Consider the following 16196-nt stretch of genomic DNA (forward strand, 5'->3'; position numbering starts at 1 on the left):
GGCCCGGCACCTGCCGGGCCCGCCCCTTCCCCTCAGAAGCCGCGCAGGTGCAGCGCGTCGAGGACGGCCAGGTCGTCGGCCGACAGCCGCAGGGCGCCGGCGGCGATGTTGTCCTCCAGGTGGGCGGGGTTGCCGGTGCCGGGAATGGCCAGCACGTGCGGGCCGCGGTGCAGGGTCCACGCGGTCCGCACCCGGGCCGTGCTCACCCCGTGGGCGCGTGCGACGGTGACCAGTTCCGGCGCCTCCTCGGCGGGGGCGCCGCCCTCCCGCCCCGCGCCGGCGATGGCGTAGAACGGCACGAAGGCGATGCCCTGCTCGCCGCAGATCCGCAGGAGGTCGTCCTGGGCGGGCCGCCCGATCCCGTACGGGTTCTGTACGCAGACCACCGGCGCGATGGCCTGCGCCTCGGCGAGCTGCGCGGCCCCGATGTTGGACAGTCCGAGGTGCCGGATGAGCCCGGCCTCGCGCAGCTCGGCCAGGACGCCGAACCGCTCGGCTATCGAGGCGGTGCCCAGGATCCGCAGGTTGACCACGTCGAGGTGGTCCCGGCCGAGCTGGCGCAGGTTCTCCTCGACCTGGCCGCGCAGTTGCGCGGGTCCGGCGTGGCTCCATTCGCCCGAAGGGTCCCGGCCCGGCCCCACCTTGGTCGCGATGACCAGGTCGCCCGCGTACGGCGAAAGGGCCTGGTTGATCAGCTCGTTGGCGGAGCGCAGCGAGGAGAAGTAGAACGAGGCCGTGTCGATGTGGTTCACGCCGAGCTCGACGGCGCGCCGCAGCACGGCCACCGCCTGCGCGCGGTCGCTCGGCACGGCGTCGAGTGCGAACGCCTCGCCCTTCTGCGTGAGGCGCATCGCGCCGAAGCCGATCCGGTTGACGGTCAGGTCGCCGAGCGTCCAGGTGCCCGCCGCCGCCGCGTTGATCATCGCTGAGGTCATCCGGGAATGATCACACGGCCGGGGCGGGTGAGCGGGGTCAGAATTCGTCGAGGGTGTGCGGTAGCAGTTCCGTGCGCAGCGCCGCGTCGAGGGCGGCGGCCGCGCCCGGGGTGTGCTCGACGGCGAGCCCGGCCCGTACGAGTGCGGCGGCGGCGGTGCCGCCCAGGTAGCAGGCGGCCAGGTCGCGGGCGTCGAGGCCGAGGTCCGCCGGGGCGCGGGCCGGTTCGCAGGAGGCGCCGTCCGGTCCGGCCTTCAGGCGGAACCGGCCGGCGTTGGCCGGCAGCCGGGCGTCGGACAGCTCCAGGACGATCTCCACCGGGGCGGCCCAGCCGCGCGCGGTCAGCGCGGCGGGCACGTCGACGAGCCTGACCCACAGCGCCGGGAACTGCGAGGTGACCTTGACCTGGTCGCGGTCGGCGGCGAAGTGCAGCAGCGGGTCGTCGGCCGGCCGGCCCCAGGCGCTCACCTTGCCGGTGAGGTCGAGGGAGGCGACGCAGTTCCACAGGGCGGCGGCGGCCTGCGGGGTGTCGGCCTCCAGTTCGTCGACGCGCACCAGCCCGGGGACCCGTACCGGGCCGCCGTCGTCCTCGGCCTTGGTGCGGTAGACGACGTACCCGGCGAGCGGGTCGCCGAGCGTGATGATCCGCGGCGGGCTCAGCTGCTCGTCCTCGCTGTCCTTCTCGCGCAGCCACTCGGTGCGCCAGCGCTCCTCGTCCCGGGTGGTGCGGCCGGCCCGGCCCGCGCGGGTGCGCTCGTAGTACGGGCCGAGCAGGGCCGGGGCGTCGGCCGGGTCGACGAGCCGCAGCGGCCGCCCGTCGGGGGTGACGCGCAGGGCGAGCGGCCGCGTCGAGTCGATCTCCACGGTCAGACCGTGGGTGGCCGCGCCGAAGCCGAACCGCCCGTAGATGGCGGCCTCGGAGGCCCACAGCGCGGCGATCGGGCGGCCCGCGCGGGCCGCCCGGTCCAACTGCTCCGCCATCAGCGCGCTGAGCACCCCGCGGCGGCGGTGGGTGGGCGCCACCGAGACGAACGTGAGGCACGGGCAGGGCAGATCGGCCCCGGGGACGGACAGCCGGAACGGGTGGGCGGCCATGAAGCCGACCAGCGCGGCGCCGTCGTAGGCGCCGATGCGTTCGCAGCCGGCCAGCAGATCGTGGTGGTGGGCGCGTTCCTCTTCCTCGGGCCGGTCGTGGAAGACCAGGTAGGCGAGTTCCAGCGCGCGGTCGATCTCGTCCTCGGGTACGTCACGGATGTCCACCATGTCCCGGACCCTAAACCCTCATTGGGGGACGGGTCACCGCATAATGGCCGGATTTGCCAGTCGTACCAGTTCCAGGGCCTGATCGGGGAACCATTCGCCGGCCTTCGGTGCGGCCACCCCGCGCTCGGGGTCGCGCGGGCCGCGGGTGCCGCGCAGGCACGAGCCGTCCGACTCCCCCGGGGTCTTGATCCAGAGGGTGGCGTCGTGGAGGACGTACCCGGTGCGGGTGCTGGGCCGGACGCCCAGGCCCCGACCGGGCGGGTTGCACCAGTCCTGCGGCTCGCGGTACTTGCCCGCGGGGGCCTTCCACGGACCGCGGCCGTTGCGGCTGGTGTCGGTGACGAAGTGTTTCATCCTGGCCGGATCCAGTACCCGGGCGCGGGCGTCGATCCAGGCCTGCGCTTCGGCGTGCGGGCGCCACTGGTCGGGGCAGTGGGCGCTGTCACCGCCGGACTCGGCGTACGCGAGGCAGACGGAGACCAGGTAGGCGAACCACACGTTGGCGGCGTCGGTGTTGTAGTTGGAGACGTTGACGGCGAAGCCGGTGGCCCGGTCGATGCCGGCCTGCCGCAGCCGGGGCACGATGCTGTTGACGGTGTGCCAGCCGGCGTGCCCGGTGTCGAGGTAGACGTCGGTGGCCGGCTTGGCCTCCAGGGCCCGTACCGCGTAGTCGATCTCGGTGTAGCGGGCGGCGGTCCGGGTGCCGGCCGCCTCGTCGCCGCCGGCCACGTCCGCCGGGCACTCGCGCGGCAGCAGGGCCAGCGAGTCGGGTTCCAGGACGACGATCGCGCGGTGGTCGTCGATGCCGCGGGCGACGGCGTCGATCCAGTTGCGGTACGCGGCCGTGCCGGAGGCGCCGCCCGCCGAGTACTGGGAGCAGTCCCGGCCCGGCACGTTGTAGAGGACGAGGACCGGCAGGGACTGCTGCCGGGCCGCGTCCAGGGTGGTCGCGCGGGCTTCGGCCTCCGCCTGGGCCGGTGTCTGGTCGCCGAGCCACACGGCGTGCGGGGTGGCGGCCATCGCGGTGATCGCTTCCGCCTCGCGGCCCCGGCCGGCGGCACCGAGCTGCCGGGCCTGGGCGTGCGCCGCGGGGTTGGCGGCCGGGACGTAGAGGGGCAGTTCGGGTACGGCGGCCTGCCGGTGGACCGCCGGCAGGGCGGGTACGGACGGGGCGCCGGGGAGCAGGACGGCCGCGAGGGCGGCGGCGGGCAGCAGGGCCCGTACGAGGTGTCGGTGGTGCACGGCAGCCGACGCTGGTGCAGGGTCCGTGGGCGGGTCAAGCCGCGTTACCCGCCCGGCGCAAACCCACAACCCGCACGGGTTGCCCCCGTCACCGCCCTTGCCCGCCCCACCAGCCCCGCCGACGCGCTGGGCGCAACACCCCTCAGCCTCGCCGGCGTTTGAGGCGCGGGGTTTGGGGCGGAGCCCCAAGGACAACCCGGCTCCGCCGGGCACCGGGCTCCGCCCGGACCAGCGCCTCAAACGCCGGCGAGGCTGGAGTGACCCCTCGGGCAGCGGGCGAGGCCGGGGTTTCGCGCCCGCGAGGTCGGCGAGGCTGGAGGTTGCCGTCCAGGCAGGGGGTTGCCCCTCGGGCAGGCGGCGAGGTTGGGGGAGGCCCGCCAGGGCTGAGGTTGCGCGGGGTCGCCGGCACGGCTGGGGGGTCGGGGGTGGTTAGGCGACCACGCCGATGCGGGTGACGGTGGTGGCGGAGGCGTCGTGGTGGATCGGGGTGTGCGCACCGGTCAGCGAGGACCCGCTGCCGCCCCGCCGGTTGGCGACGATCTCGGCGGCGATGGAGAGCGCCGTCTCCTCCGGGGAGCGCGCACCGAGGTCCAGGCCGATCGGAGAGCGCAACCGGGCGAGTTCGAGCTCGGTGACACCGACCTCGCGCAGCCGCTTGTTGCGGTCCTCGTGGGTCCGGCGGGACCCCATCGCGCCGACGTACGCGACCGGCAGCCGCAGCGCGAGTTCGAGCAGCGGCACGTCGAACTTGGCGTCGTGCGTCAGCACGCACAGCACGGTGCGGCCGTCGACGGCGGCCCCGGCGAGGTAGCGGTGCGGCCAGTCGACGACGATCTCGTCGGCGTCGGGGAAGCGGGCCCGGGTCGCGAAGACCGGCCGCGCGTCGCAGAGCGTGACGTGGTAGCCGAGGTACTTGCCGATCCGCACGAGCGCGGACGCGAAGTCGATGGCCCCGAAGACGATCATGCGCGGCGCGGGCACGCTGGACTCGACGAGGATCGTGAGCGGCTCGCCGCAGAGCCGCCCGTCGGCGCCGATCTCCAGCACGCCGGTCTTCCCGGCGTCCAGCATGGCGCGGGCCTCCTCGGCGACCGTGCGGTCGAGCTCGGGGTGACCGCCGAGTCCGCCCTCGTACGGCCCCTCGGCGCGGACCAGCACGGCGCGGCCCATCAGCTCGGCCGGGCCGGCGGCGATCCGGGCCACGGCGGCGGGCTCGCCCTGTGCGGCGGCGGCCAGCGCGGCCTCGAAGACGGCGCGCCCGGGGGCGCCGGCGCGCACCGGGGTGACGAGTATGTCGATGATGCCGCCGCAGGTCAGGCCGACCGCGAAGGCGTCGTCGTCGCTGTAGCCGAAGCGTTCCAGGACGCTCTCGCCGTCGTCGAGCGCCTGCCGGCACAGGTCGTAGACGGCGCCCTCCACGCACCCGCCGGAGACCGATCCGATGGCCGTGCCGTCGGCGTCGACGGCGAGCGCGGCGCCGGGCTGCCGGGGCGCGCTGCCGCCCACCGCCACGACCGTGGCGACGGCGAAGTCTCGTCCCTGCTCGACCCACCGGTTCAGCTCTTCGGCGATGTCCAGCATGTCGGCCTCCTCGGAGGATCGGTTCCAGTATCGGACGGGTGAAGGGGAAAGCGCCGCCCCGGCCCTTCGCGGGGCCCGGACGGCGCCCGTGCTCAGTGGATGTTGAGCCAGCCCTCGATCGGGTGCAGAGCGTAGAACACCACGAAGATCGCGGTGAGGCCCCACATGAAGCCGCCGATCTCGCGGGCCTTGCCCTGCGCGACCTTGATGGCGACGTACGAGATGACGCCCGCGGCGACACCGGCGGTGATCTGGTACGTGAAGGGCATGATCACGACGGTCAGGAAGACCGGGATCGCGACCGAGCTGTCGGCCCAGTCCACGTGGCGGGCGTTCTGCATCATCATCGCGCCGATGACGACCAGGGCCGCGGAGGCGACCTCACCCGGGACGATCTGCGTGATCGGGGTGAAGAAGATGCAGGCGGCGAAGAACAGGCCGGTGACCACGGAGGCGAGGCCCGTACGGGCGCCCTCGCCGACACCGGTGGCGGACTCGACGAACACGGTCTGGCCGGAGCCGCCCGCGACGCCGCCGATGGCACCGCCTGCGCCGTCGATGAACAGGGCCTTCGACAGGCCGGGCATGCGGCCCTTGTCGTCGGCGAGCTTGGCCTCGGTGCCGACGCCGATGATGGTGGCCATCGCGTCGAAGAAGCCGGCCAGCACCAGGGTGAAGACGATCATGCCGATCGTCATGGCGCCGACCTCGCCCCAGCCGCCGAACTCGACGTCGCCGAAGAGCGAGAAGTCGGGCATCGAGACCGCGGAGCCGGCGAGCTCCGGCGGGCCGCTGCGCCAGGCCTTCGGGTCGATGTCGGCGACGACGTTGAGGAGGGTGGCGAGGATGGTTCCGCCGACGATGCCGATCAGGATCGCGCCGGGCACCTTGCGCGCCTGCAGCATGAAGATGGCCAGCAGGGTCACGCAGAAGATCAGGACGGGCCAGCCGGCGAGCTCGCCGGCGGGACCGAGGGTGACGGGACCGCCACCCTGGGAAGCGTGCACGAATCCGGCCTTCACCAGGCCGATCAGGGCGACGAACATGCCGATGCCCATGGTGATCGCGTGCTTGAGGGCGAGCGGGATCGCGTTCATGATCATCTCGCGGAGGCCGGTGACGACCAGGAGACAGATCACGACGCCGTACATCACGCACATGCCCATGGCCTGCGGCCAGGTCATCTCGGGGGCGACCTGGGAGGCGAGCACACCGGACACCGAGAGTCCGGCGGCCAGGGCGAGCGGAACCTTGCCCACGAAGCCCATGAGGAGCGTGGTCACGGCCGCGGCGAAGGCGGTGGCCGTGATGAGAGCCTTCTGGCTCAGGGTGTCACCGGCGGCGTCTTTCCCCGAGAGGATCAGGGGGTTGAGAAGAAGGATGTACGCCATCGCCATGAAGGTCGTGATACCGCCACGAACCTCGTTGCCGACGTTGGATCCTCTGTGGGTTATGTGAAAGTACCGGTCGAGCCAGGACCGTCCGGCGGGGTTGAGCGAGCCGGAGCCCGCATCTTCCGCGGTGGTCTTGGACTCCACTGACGACTGGGTCATGGTGCCTAACTCCCAAGGTTCAAAGGGGCACCCGCATGAAGATTGGAGATCGCGGGATTTGGGATGCTGCGTTTGGCTGCACGACCCGGGGTGACGGCCCGAGACGAAGCGTTCGTGGATGGTGCGTGGGGGTGAAGGGACCGCGAGCGGTGCGGTACTTCGATACTCCGGGCGGTGTGGGCGTGAAGTGTGACGTTCCCGTCCCGCACCGCCCGGAGAGTCCGGGGTCCGGGGGCCTCGCGGCCCCCGGAGCGCGCCGTCCTAGAGGGTGCCGGTGAGGGCTTCCGGACGGATCGGCGTCTTGTTGAGCTCCAGACCGGTCGCCTGCCGGATCGCCGCGAGGACGGCCGGGGTGGACGACAGGGTCGGCGCCTCGCCCATACCGCGAAGGCCGTACGGCGCGTTCGGGTCGGCGAGCTCCAGGACGTCGACCGGGATGGTCGGGGTGTCGAGGATGGTCGGGATCAGGTAGTCCGTGAAGGAGGGGTTGCGCACCTTCGCGGTCTTCGGGTCCACGATGATCTCTTCCATGATCGCCACGCCGAGGCCCTGGGTGGTGCCACCCTGGATCTGGCCGACCACGGAGAGCATGTTCAGCGCCTTGCCGACGTCCTGGGCGGTGGCCAGCTCGACGACCTTGACGAGGCCGAGCTCGGTGTCCACCTCGACCACCGCGCGGTGCGCGGCGAACGTGTACTGGACGTGGCCGTCGCCCTGGCCGGTCTTCAGGTCGAACGGGACGGTCGGGCGGTGGCGGAACTCGAGTTCGAGGTCGATCGCGTCCTCGCCCTCCAGGACCTCCGCGATGTCCGCGAGGACCTCGCCGCCGTCGGTGACGACCTTGCCGCCTTCGAGCAGCAGCTCGGCGGTGGCCCACGCCGGGTGGTAGGAGCCCTTCTTGCGGCGGCCGATCTCCAGGACGGCCTCGCGGACGGCCTCACAGGTGTTCTTCACGGCGCCACCGGTCATGTACGTCTGCCGCGAGGCGGACGTGGAACCGGCGGAGCCGACCTGCGTGTCGGCCGGGTGGATGGTCACCTGCGTGACACCCAGCTCCGTACGGGCGATCTGGGCGTGCACGGTGACACCGCCCTGGCCGACCTCCGCCATGGCCGTGTGGACCATCGCGACGGGCTCGCCGTTGATGACCTCCAGGCGGACCCGGGCGGTGGAGTAGTCGTCGAAGCCCTCGGAGAAGCCGACGTTCTTGATGCCGACCGCGTAGCCGACACCGCGGACGACGCCCTCGCCGTGCGTGGTGTTGGAGAGGCCGCCGGGCAGCGCGCGGACGTCCGCGCCCTCGCCGGCGGTCTCCCACTGGCGCTCGGGCGGCAGCGGACGGGCCTTGACCCGGCGCAGCAGCTCGGCGACGGGCGCCGGGGAGTCCACGACCTGGCCGGTGGGCATGATCGTGCCCATCTCCATGGCGTTGAGCTGGCGGAACTCGACCGGGTCCATGCCCAGCTTCGCCGCGAGCTTGTCCATCTGGGCCTCGTACGCGAAGCAGGCCTGGACGGCGCCGAAGCCGCGCATCGCGCCGCAGGGCGGGTTGTTCGTGTAGAGCGCGATCGCCTCGATGTCCACGTCCTCCAGGACGTACGGACCCACCGAGAGGGACGACGCGTTGCCGACGACGGCCGGGGAGGCCGAGGCGTAGGCGCCGCCGTCGAGCACGATCTTGCACTTCATGTGCGTGAGCTTGCCGTCCTTGGTGGCGCCGTGCTCGTAGTAGAGCTTCGCCGGGTGACGGTGCACGTGACCGAAGAACGACTCGAACCGGTTGTAGACGATCTTGACCGGCTTGTTCGTGGCCAGGGCCAGCAGGCAGGCGTGGATCTGCATCGAGATGTCCTCGCGGCCGCCGAAGGCACCGCCGACGCCGGAGAGCGTCATGCGCACCTTCTCCTCGGGCAGGCCGAGGACGGGGGCGATCTGCTTGAGGTCCGAGTGCAGCCACTGGGTGGCGACGTAGAGGTCGACACCGCCGTCCTCCGACGGCACGGCCAGGCCGGACTCCGGGCCGAGGAAGGCCTGGTCCTGCATGCCGAAGGTGTACTCGCCCTCGACGATGACGTCGGCGCGCTTGCGGGCCTCTTCCACGTTGCCGCGGATGATCGGCTGGCGGTGCACGATGTTCGGGTGCGGGACGTGACCGGAGTGGTGGTCGTCGCGGCCCTCGTGGATCAGCGGCGCGTCGGCGGCGAGCGCCGAGGCCTCGTCCGTGACCACCGGCAGCTCGCGGTAGTCGATCTTGATCTTGGCGGCCGCGCGGCGGGCGGTCTCCGGGTGGTCGGCGGCCACGAGGGCGACCGGCTCACCGTGGTGGCGTACCCGGCCGTTGGCCAGCACCGGGGTGTCCTGGATCTCCAGGCCGTAGTTCTTCATCTCGGCCGGCAGGTCGTCGTACGTCAGCACCGAGTAGACGCCGGGCATGGCGAGCGCCTCGGAGATGTCGATCGAGGCGATCTCGGCGTGGGCGACGGTGCTGCGCAGGGTCTGGCCCCACAGCATGTCCTCGTGCCACATGTCCGAGGAGTACGCGAACTCGCCGGTGACCTTCAGGGTGCCGTCCGGGCGGAGCGTGGACTCGCCGATGCCGCCCTTGTTGTGCTTCTGGGTGACGTTGGTCGGGGTACCGGCCGGAGTGGTGCGGGTGTTCTGAGCCATGGTCAGACCGCCTCTCCCTGACGGGCGGCCGCGAGGCGGACCGCGTCGAGGATCTTCTCGTAGCCCGTGCAGCGGCAGAGGTTGCCGGACAGGGCCTCACGGATGTCCTGGTCGGACGGGGAGGAGTTCTCCTCCAGCAGCGCGTCGGCCTGGACCAGGAGGCCCGGGGTGCAGAAACCGCACTGGACGGCGCCGGCGTCGATGAACGCCTGCTGGATGTTGGAGAGCTCGACGCCCTCGCCGGTCTGCGAGTCGCCCGGCTTGGGCTGCCACTGCTTGGCCGCGTCCAGGGACACGCCCTTGCCGCCGCAGCCGCCGCCGGTGCCGCAGGCGCCGCCGTGGCCGTGCTCCTCGCGCTGCTTGGCGAACTCCGCCAGGCCCTCGACGGTCACGACGTCGCGGCCCTCGACCTGACCGGCCGCGACCAGGCAGGAACAGACCGGCACGCCGTCGAGACGGACGGTGCAGGAACCGCACTCGCCCTGCTCACACGCGTTCTTCGAACCCGGCAGGCCGAGGCGCTCGCGCAGGACGTAGAGGAGGGACTCGCCCTCCCACACATCGTCGGCTTCCTGCGGACGACCGTTGACAGTGAAATTGACGCGCATGATTACGCAGCCCCTTCAAGCGAGCGGCCGTTGCCGGTACCGCGGTACTGCTCCCAGGTCCAGACGAGCTGGCGGCGAGCCATGATGCCGACCGCGTGCCGGCGGTACTTCGCCGTGCCGCGGACGTCGTCGATCGGGTTGGCCGCGCCGGAGGCGAGGTCACCGAACTGCTTGGCGATCGACGGGGTGATGACCTTGCCGGACTCCCAGAAGCCGCCCTCTTCGAGCGCGGCGTTCAGGAACTCCTCGGCGGCCTTCGCCCGGATCGGGGTCGGCGCGGCCGAACCGATGCCGGTGCGGACCGTCCGGGTCTCGGGGTGCAGTGCCAGACCGAACGCGCAGACCGCGATGACCATCGCGTTGCGGGAGCCGACCTTGGAGTACTGCTGGGGACCGTCCGCCTTCTTGACGTGGATGGTCTTGATGAGCTCGTCGGCGGCGAGCGCGTTGCGCTTCACGCCGGTGTAGAACTCGTCGATCGGGATCAGGCGGGAGCCGCGTACGGACTCCACCTCGACCTCGGCGCCCGCGGCGAGCAGTGCGGGGTGGGAGTCACCGGCCGGCGAGGCGCAACCGAGGTTGCCGCCGACGCCGCCGCGGTTGCGGATCTGCGGGGACGCGACCGTGTGCGAGGCGAGCGCGAGACCGGGAAGCTCCGTGCGGAGGTTCTCCATGATCTGCGTGTACGGGACGGAGGCGCCCAGGCGCACGACGTCCTCACCGACCTCCCACTCCCGCAGCAGACCGATGCGGTTCAGGTCCAGGAGGTACTCCGGACGACGGTGGTCGAAGTTGATCTCGACCATCACATCGGTGCCACCCGCAATCGGCACAGCTGTGGGGTGCTCGGCCTTAGCGGCGAGCGCCTCCTCCCAGCTGGCGGGGCGAAGGAAGTCCATGTGCGGCTCTCTTCTTCTTCATCGAGTCGTTCACTTCAAGCCAGGAGGGCCGAAGTCCCTCGACTGGTCGTTCACGTGCTGTTAACGCGGTGTGGAGTCAGTACACAAGCCGCGCGTCCCCCGGGTGCAGTCACCGAAACCATGAAGGAGTTGGCTGGGCGCCTCCCTCGTCTTGTAGATTCGTATAAAAGGCGAGGCCGAGCAGCCTCTCCGATTTTCAACGGCAACATCGAGACAGATCGGCGGCGACCCCATGAGGCTGCGCGCACTACTGGAAACCGAGGCACTGGGCCTGCGGCTCCTGGGCGGCGAAGAGGAGCTCGACCGTACGGTCCGTGGCGTGATGACGACCGACCTGCGGGACCCCAGCCGATACCTCTCCGGCGGCGAATTGGTGCTGACAGGGCTCGCGTGGCGAAAGAATTCAGCCGACTCCGAGCCATTCGTACGAATCCTTGCGAGCGCGGGTGTCGCGGGCCTCGCGGCCGGCGAAGCGGAACTCGGCGACATCCCCGACGATCTGGTTTCGGCCTGCCGCCGCAACCGCCTGCCGCTGTTCGCGGTGAACGAGGACGTTGCATTCGCCACCATCACGGAATACGTGGTCCGGCAGGTGTCCGGGGAGCGCGCCGGGGACCTCGCGGCCGTCGTGGACCGGCACCGCCGACTGATGACGTCGGGCCCCGCCGGGGGCGGACCGGACGTCGTGCTCGATCTGCTCACCACGGACCTCGATCTGCGCGCGTGGGTGCTTTCCCCCACGGGCCGGCAGATCGCCGGGGCCGGAGAGCCCCTGGCGCCGGGCGTGTGCGCGGCGCTCGCCAGTGAGCACCTGGCAGCGGTCCGGACCGGCCGCAGGGGCCCGCACCGGATCTCCATCCAGGGTATTACGTACTCGCTCTTCCCGATCAAGGGTCACGCCCGGGGGGCCGCGCCGGCCGTCCGCGACGTGCGCGAGAGCGTCCTCTCGGACTGGCTGCTGGCCGTCGAGGCGGACGCCGGCGACTGGCCGGCCGAGCGGCTCGACCTGCTGCAGGGCGTGACCCAGCTGATCGCCGTCGAGCGGGACCGCCGGGACGCGGCCCGCACGGTGCGCCGCCGGCTGGCCCAGGAGGTCCTGGAACTGGTCCAGACGGGTGCGGCGCCGGCCGAGATCGCGGCCCGCCTGCGGGTCGCGGCGCCCGTGCTGCTGCCGGGGCTGGGCACGGCCCCGCACTGGCAGGTCGTGGTGGCCCGGGTGGACTGGGACGGCGGGGACATCCCCGGCGGCCCGGTGGCGCAGTCCCTGCTGGAGGAGATCCTGGTCGACCCGGGCGTCTCGGGCCCGGAGCCCTCGGACCGGATCGCGGTGGCGCACGCGGGTGACGAGGCCATCGCGCTGGTGCCGCTGGCCGCGCTGGCCGCCGAGGGCGAGCCGGACTCCGCCCTGCATGCCGACGCCCTGCTGGCGACCGTACGGGAGCCGCTCGCGGCGGGACTGGCCGACGACGGGCGGCTGACCCTGGGCGTGAGCGCCGCCGTGCACTCCGCGGAAGGGCTGCGCGGCGCGCTGGAGGAGGCCCGGCACGCACGCCGGGTCGCCGCCGCCCGCCCCGGCCGGGTGTGCGCCGCGGGCCACCACGAGCTGGCCTCGCACGTGCTGCTGCTGCCGTTCGTCCCGGACGACGTCCGCCGGGCGTTCACGGCGCGGCTGCTGGACCCGCTGCGGGACTACGACCGGCGCCACCGCGCCGAGCTGATCCCGACCCTGGAGGCGTTCCTCGACTGCGACGGCTCCTGGACCCGCTGTGCGACGCGTCTGCACCTGCACGTCAACACCCTGCGCTACCGGGTCGGGCGAATCGAGCAGTTGACGGCCCGGGACCTGTCCCGGCTGGAGGACAAGCTCGACTTCTTCCTTGCCCTGCGCATGAGCTGACGAAGAGTTGGCACAACCTGACTGATGATCACATAGTCTGTTCCAGACTTTGTGAAAGGGTTCACCTGACCCCTTGGCCGATCACGCCGGTGTGTGCTGGGATTCGCCCCAGGGCTCAATGGCGCGCTTTGGGGAGGGCAATGTGGCGGACACCGCCATGTCGAAAACCGGAACGGCTGGGGGCGACGACCCCCTCCAGCGGGCGATATGGCGGCTGCGGTCCCGCGGCTGCTGGACGGATGCGGCGGCGCTGCTCGAACCGCACGCGGCGGCTCCGGGCGCCGCACTGCAGCGCGCGTCCCTGCTGATCGAGCGGTGCCTGTACACGGAGGCCGGCTGGACGGAGGCCGAGGAGGCACTGCGTGTCGCCGAAGCCGCCGCCGGGACGGACGACGAACGCGGCGAGGCCGCCTGCGAGCGCGGCTACCTGGCGTACGCCGCCACCCGGCTGGGCGTACGGGACCGGGCCGACGAGGCCCGCTCCGCACTGGGCCGCGCAGCCGCCCTGATCTCGCTCTCTTCGCCCCGGCGGGCACTGCTGGACTTCCGCCGCGGGCTGGTCGCGGAGAACATCGCGGGCTCACCCCAGGCGGCCAGGGCGGCCTACGACCGCTCGCACACCGCGGCCGCGGCGCACGGGGACACCCTGCTGCTGTCCTTCACCTGGCGGCACCTGGCGGGGCTCGCCCTGCGGGACGGCGAGATCACCGAGGCCCGGAACGGATTCACCCAGTCGCTACTGCTCCGCGAGGAGCTGGGGTATCTGATCGGAACGGCCCCGGCGCTCGCGGCGCTCGCCGACGCGGCGGAGGAACCGGAAGCCGGACGGCTGCGGGCCGAGGCCCGGCGGCTGGTCCAGCTGCTGGGGGGCGTGCCGACCTGGCTGGCGGCGAGCCTCACGCCCGCCACGGCCTGACCGCTCCGCGGTTCCCGCTCGCGGGCGCGAGCGGAAGCACAGCTCGGGCGGGGAGCGCCCCCGTGACCGCGGGGGCGCTCCGGTGCACCGTGCTCCGCACCGGGCGCCGATGCGCCGCAAGATCAGTGTTTGTGGCTCCGGCCCTGATGGGCACCCTGCCAGGCATGTCAGTGAAGACGCAGTTCACGGCGGGGACCGCACCAGGGGCGCTCCCGCTTGTCGGCCACGGACGGCAGTTGCTGCGCCGTCCCCTGCAGTTCCTTTCGGAACTGCCCCAATACGGTGACCTGGTGGAGATCAGGCTGGGCCCGCAGACCGCCTACGTGCCGTGCCACCAGGACCTTCTGCACCAAGTCCTGGCGGACGACCGGACCTTCGACAAAGGAGGCCTGCTCTACGAGAAGGCGCGGGACTTCCTCGGCAACGGCCTCGGCAGCTGCCCACACGCGGAACACCGGGCGCAGCGGCGGCTGCTCCAGCCGGCCTTCCGGCCCGAGCGGCTCGCGCAGTACGGGGCGGCGATGGAGCATCGGCTGGGCCCGTTGCAGGAGTCCTGGTACGACGGATGTGTCATCGACGCCTTCAGCACCTGGTACCACTTCACGCTGGGAACAGCTGTTCGCGCCTTGTTCTCGACCGACATAGCCGACACGACGGCCCGCCGCATCGAGCGGTCGTTCGACGTCATGCTCGGCAACATTTTCGCCCGGATGCTGGTGCCGGGCCCGCTGCAGAAACTGCCCACTCCCGGCCGGCGCCGCTACGCCGGCGCGATCGCCGACCTCCACGGCGCCATCGACGAGCTGATCGACCGGTACCGCGAGACCGGCGAGGACCACGGGGACGTGCTCTCCGTCGTGCTCGCCTCCGGCGGCCGGATGGGCCGCGAGCCCACCCCCACCGAACTGCACGACCAGATGGTCACCCTGCTCGCCGCCAGCTCCGAGACCTCGGCGGCCACCCTCACCTGGGCCTGCCTGCTGCTCGCGCAGGACGGGGAGCTCCAGGAGCGGCTGCGGGCCGAGGTGGACGAGGTCCTCGACGGCGACCAGGCCCGCTGGGAGCACGTGCCGCGGCTCGAATTCACCCGTCGGGTGCTCACCGAGACGATGCGGCTCTACCCCGCGGGGTGGCTGCTCACCCGGATCACCACGGGCCCCGGGGCCGAGCTGGCCGGACACCCCATCCCGGCCGGCAGCACCGTGGTCTTCAGCCCGTACGTCGTCCAGCGCCGGGCCGACCTCTTCGAGCGGCCGGACGCCTTCGACCCGGACCGGTGGCTGCCCGAGCGTGCCGCCGGACTTCCCCGGGGCGCCTTCGCGGCCTTCGGAGGCGGGGCCCGCAAGTGCATCGGCGACACCTTCGCCCTCGGGGAGACCGCGGTGGCGCTGGCCAGCGTGGTGAGCCGGTGGCACCTGGAGGTGGCCCCCGGCGCCGACCTCCGGCCGGCCAGGCTCGCGACCATCCTGCGTCCGCGGCGGCTGGGCATACGGCTGCGTGCGCGGTGAGCACGATGCGCAGAGACACGGTGGACACCCGGGGCCACCTCCACGACCTGGACCTGCCCTTCCCTGAGCGGGTGAGTCCGGACGTCGAACGGGCCCGCCGGCGCAGTCTGCGGTGGATGCACGACCGCGGGCTGCTGTCCTCGCGCGACCTGGCCGCCTACGACGTACTGCGGCTGGACCAACTGGCCGCTCGCGCCTACCCGTTCGCCACCGGGGAGGCGCTGGACCTGATGACGGACTGGATGGGCTGGTTCTTCGTGTTCGACGACCAGTTCGACAGCCCGCTGGGCCGGGATCCAGGGCGCGTCGCGGCCATCGCGGCCGCAACCGTCGACGTCATGGACGGCGGGCCGCGCACCGGACCGCCGGACCCGCTGAAGGACACCTTCCGCGAATTGTGGGAGCGCTCGGCCGCCGGCATGTCACCCGCGTGGCGGCGCCGGCACCGGGACAGCTGGACCCGCTTCATCAGCGGGTACGCGGGCGAGGCGGCGGACCGGGACGCCTCCGGCCCGCCGGCACCGGCGCGGTACATGACCGTGCGCCGGGCCACCATCGGCACGGATTCCTGCTTCGACCTGGTGGAACGGCTGACCGGGATGGAGATCCCGCCGGAGGCCCGTGCGTGCGAGCGCCTCACCACCATGGCCGATCTGAGCAGCGAGGTCGTGGCGCTCACCAACGACCTGGCGTCCCTGGGCAAGGAGCTGGCCTCGGGCGAGTTCCACAACATCGTGCCGGTGCTGCAGTCCGCGACCGGGTGCACGGCGGAGGAGGCCGCCCGCGAGGCGGTCCGCATGGTCGCCGAGCGGGTCGGAGAGTTCCGGCGGCTCGCCGCCGGCATCGACGAGGTCCGCCGCGAGCACCGGCTGACGGCGGGCGGAGAGGAGGCGGTCCACCGGCTGGTGTGCTGCATGGAGGACTGGATGCGGGCGACCCGCGACTGGTCCCTGTTGACCGGGAGGTACTCGGAAGCCGGCGTGCGGGAGGCCGAGCGGCCCCGGCCGTGGGCGCGGATCTACCGGGCGCTGTGGTGAGCCTGCCGCCGGGCGCTGCGATGAGGCGTCGGTGAAGCCCCCGTCAGGGCGCCGCGGCCGGGCGCCGGAGA

The 16196-nt window shown here is 72.4% G+C and carries 12 protein-coding genes; 4 read left to right on the top strand and 8 right to left on the bottom strand.

Annotated features, from left to right (window positions below):
- Positions 1–32 precede the first annotated feature (32 nt).
- The 8 genes from OG764_RS08995 to OG764_RS09030 all read right to left on the bottom strand — a co-directional run bounded on the left by OG764_RS08995 (position 33) and on the right by OG764_RS09030 (position 10746).
- Positions 33–935 (bottom strand): aldo/keto reductase, encoded by a 903-nt coding sequence (locus tag OG764_RS08995; RefSeq protein WP_328967880.1) that lies wholly within the window; start codon positions 933–935, stop codon positions 33–35.
- 37 nt (positions 936–972) lie between these two features.
- Positions 973–2196, bottom strand: a complete 1224-nt coding sequence (locus tag OG764_RS09000; protein WP_328967881.1) for a GNAT family N-acetyltransferase — start codon at positions 2194–2196, stop codon at positions 973–975.
- Between the two features lie 33 nt (positions 2197–2229).
- Complete coding sequence (locus OG764_RS09005; RefSeq protein WP_328967882.1) at positions 2230–3438, bottom strand: glycoside hydrolase family 6 protein; 1209 nt, start codon at positions 3436–3438, stop codon at positions 2230–2232.
- A gap of 429 nt (positions 3439–3867) precedes the next feature.
- Positions 3868–5019: an XdhC/CoxI family protein gene (locus OG764_RS09010; RefSeq protein WP_328967883.1), complete on the bottom strand. Its 1152-nt coding sequence runs from the start codon at positions 5017–5019 to the stop codon at positions 3868–3870.
- Positions 5020–5111: 92 nt separating this feature from the next.
- The gene (locus OG764_RS09015; protein ID WP_328967884.1) at positions 5112–6572 is read right to left on the bottom strand and encodes an NCS2 family permease; all 1461 of its coding nucleotides are present in this window, start codon (positions 6570–6572) and stop codon (positions 5112–5114) included.
- 261 nt (positions 6573–6833) lie between these two features.
- Positions 6834–9239, bottom strand: a complete 2406-nt coding sequence (gene pucD / locus OG764_RS09020) for a xanthine dehydrogenase subunit D (protein ID WP_328967885.1) — start codon at positions 9237–9239, stop codon at positions 6834–6836.
- 2 nt (positions 9240–9241) lie between these two features.
- Positions 9242–9847: a (2Fe-2S)-binding protein gene (locus OG764_RS09025; RefSeq protein WP_328967886.1), complete on the bottom strand. Its 606-nt coding sequence runs from the start codon at positions 9845–9847 to the stop codon at positions 9242–9244.
- A 2-nt stretch (positions 9848–9849) separates the two neighbouring features.
- A complete protein-coding gene (locus tag OG764_RS09030; RefSeq protein ID WP_328967887.1) occupies positions 9850–10746 on the bottom strand; it encodes an FAD binding domain-containing protein in 897 nt (298 codons plus the stop codon).
- Positions 10747–10999: 253 nt separating this feature from the next.
- Between OG764_RS09030 and OG764_RS09035 the strand changes: the two genes are divergently transcribed.
- The 4 genes from OG764_RS09035 to OG764_RS09050 all read left to right on the top strand — a co-directional run bounded on the left by OG764_RS09035 (position 11000) and on the right by OG764_RS09050 (position 16125).
- Positions 11000–12664 (top strand): PucR family transcriptional regulator, encoded by a 1665-nt coding sequence (locus OG764_RS09035; RefSeq protein ID WP_328967888.1) that lies wholly within the window; start codon positions 11000–11002, stop codon positions 12662–12664.
- Positions 12665–12821: 157 nt separating this feature from the next.
- A complete protein-coding gene (locus OG764_RS09040; protein WP_328967889.1) occupies positions 12822–13580 on the top strand; it encodes a hypothetical protein in 759 nt (252 codons plus the stop codon).
- A gap of 164 nt (positions 13581–13744) precedes the next feature.
- Entirely contained in the window at positions 13745–15088 is a 1344-nt protein-coding gene (locus OG764_RS09045; RefSeq protein ID WP_328967890.1) for a cytochrome P450, read from the top strand.
- A gap of 5 nt (positions 15089–15093) precedes the next feature.
- On the top strand, positions 15094–16125 hold the full coding sequence (locus OG764_RS09050; protein ID WP_328967891.1) for a terpene synthase family protein: 1032 nt from the start codon (positions 15094–15096) through the stop codon (positions 16123–16125).
- Positions 16126–16196: the final 71 nt, after the last annotated feature.

The sequence above is a fragment of the Streptomyces sp. NBC_00239 genome (genome assembly GCF_036194065.1).
Classification (GTDB): Bacteria; Actinomycetota; Actinomycetes; order Streptomycetales; family Streptomycetaceae; genus Streptomyces.

Bases quoted from the DNA above. Each gene is read 5' to 3' on its own strand.
- OG764_RS09010 (WP_328967883.1), bottom strand. From the start codon at position 5,019: ATGCTGGACATCGCCGAAGAGCTGAACCGGTGGGTCGAGCAGGGACGA.
- OG764_RS09025 (WP_328967886.1), bottom strand. From the start codon at position 9,847: ATGCGCGTCAATTTCACTGTCAACGGTCGTCCGCAGGAAGCCGACGAT.
- OG764_RS09050 (WP_328967891.1), top strand. From the start codon at position 15,094: ATGCGCAGAGACACGGTGGACACCCGGGGCCACCTCCACGACCTGGAC.
- OG764_RS09040 (WP_328967889.1), top strand. From the start codon at position 12,822: ATGTCGAAAACCGGAACGGCTGGGGGCGACGACCCCCTCCAGCGGGCG.
- OG764_RS09045 (WP_328967890.1), top strand. From the start codon at position 13,745: ATGTCAGTGAAGACGCAGTTCACGGCGGGGACCGCACCAGGGGCGCTC.
- OG764_RS09030 (WP_328967887.1), bottom strand. From the start codon at position 10,746: ATGGACTTCCTTCGCCCCGCCAGCTGGGAGGAGGCGCTCGCCGCTAAG.
- OG764_RS09035 (WP_328967888.1), top strand. From the start codon at position 11,000: ATGAGGCTGCGCGCACTACTGGAAACCGAGGCACTGGGCCTGCGGCTC.
- OG764_RS08995 (WP_328967880.1), bottom strand. From the start codon at position 935: ATGACCTCAGCGATGATCAACGCGGCGGCGGCGGGCACCTGGACGCTC.
- OG764_RS09000 (WP_328967881.1), bottom strand. From the start codon at position 2,196: ATGGTGGACATCCGTGACGTACCCGAGGACGAGATCGACCGCGCGCTG.
- pucD (WP_328967885.1), bottom strand. From the start codon at position 9,239: ATGGCTCAGAACACCCGCACCACTCCGGCCGGTACCCCGACCAACGTC.
- OG764_RS09015 (WP_328967884.1), bottom strand. From the start codon at position 6,572: ATGACCCAGTCGTCAGTGGAGTCCAAGACCACCGCGGAAGATGCGGGC.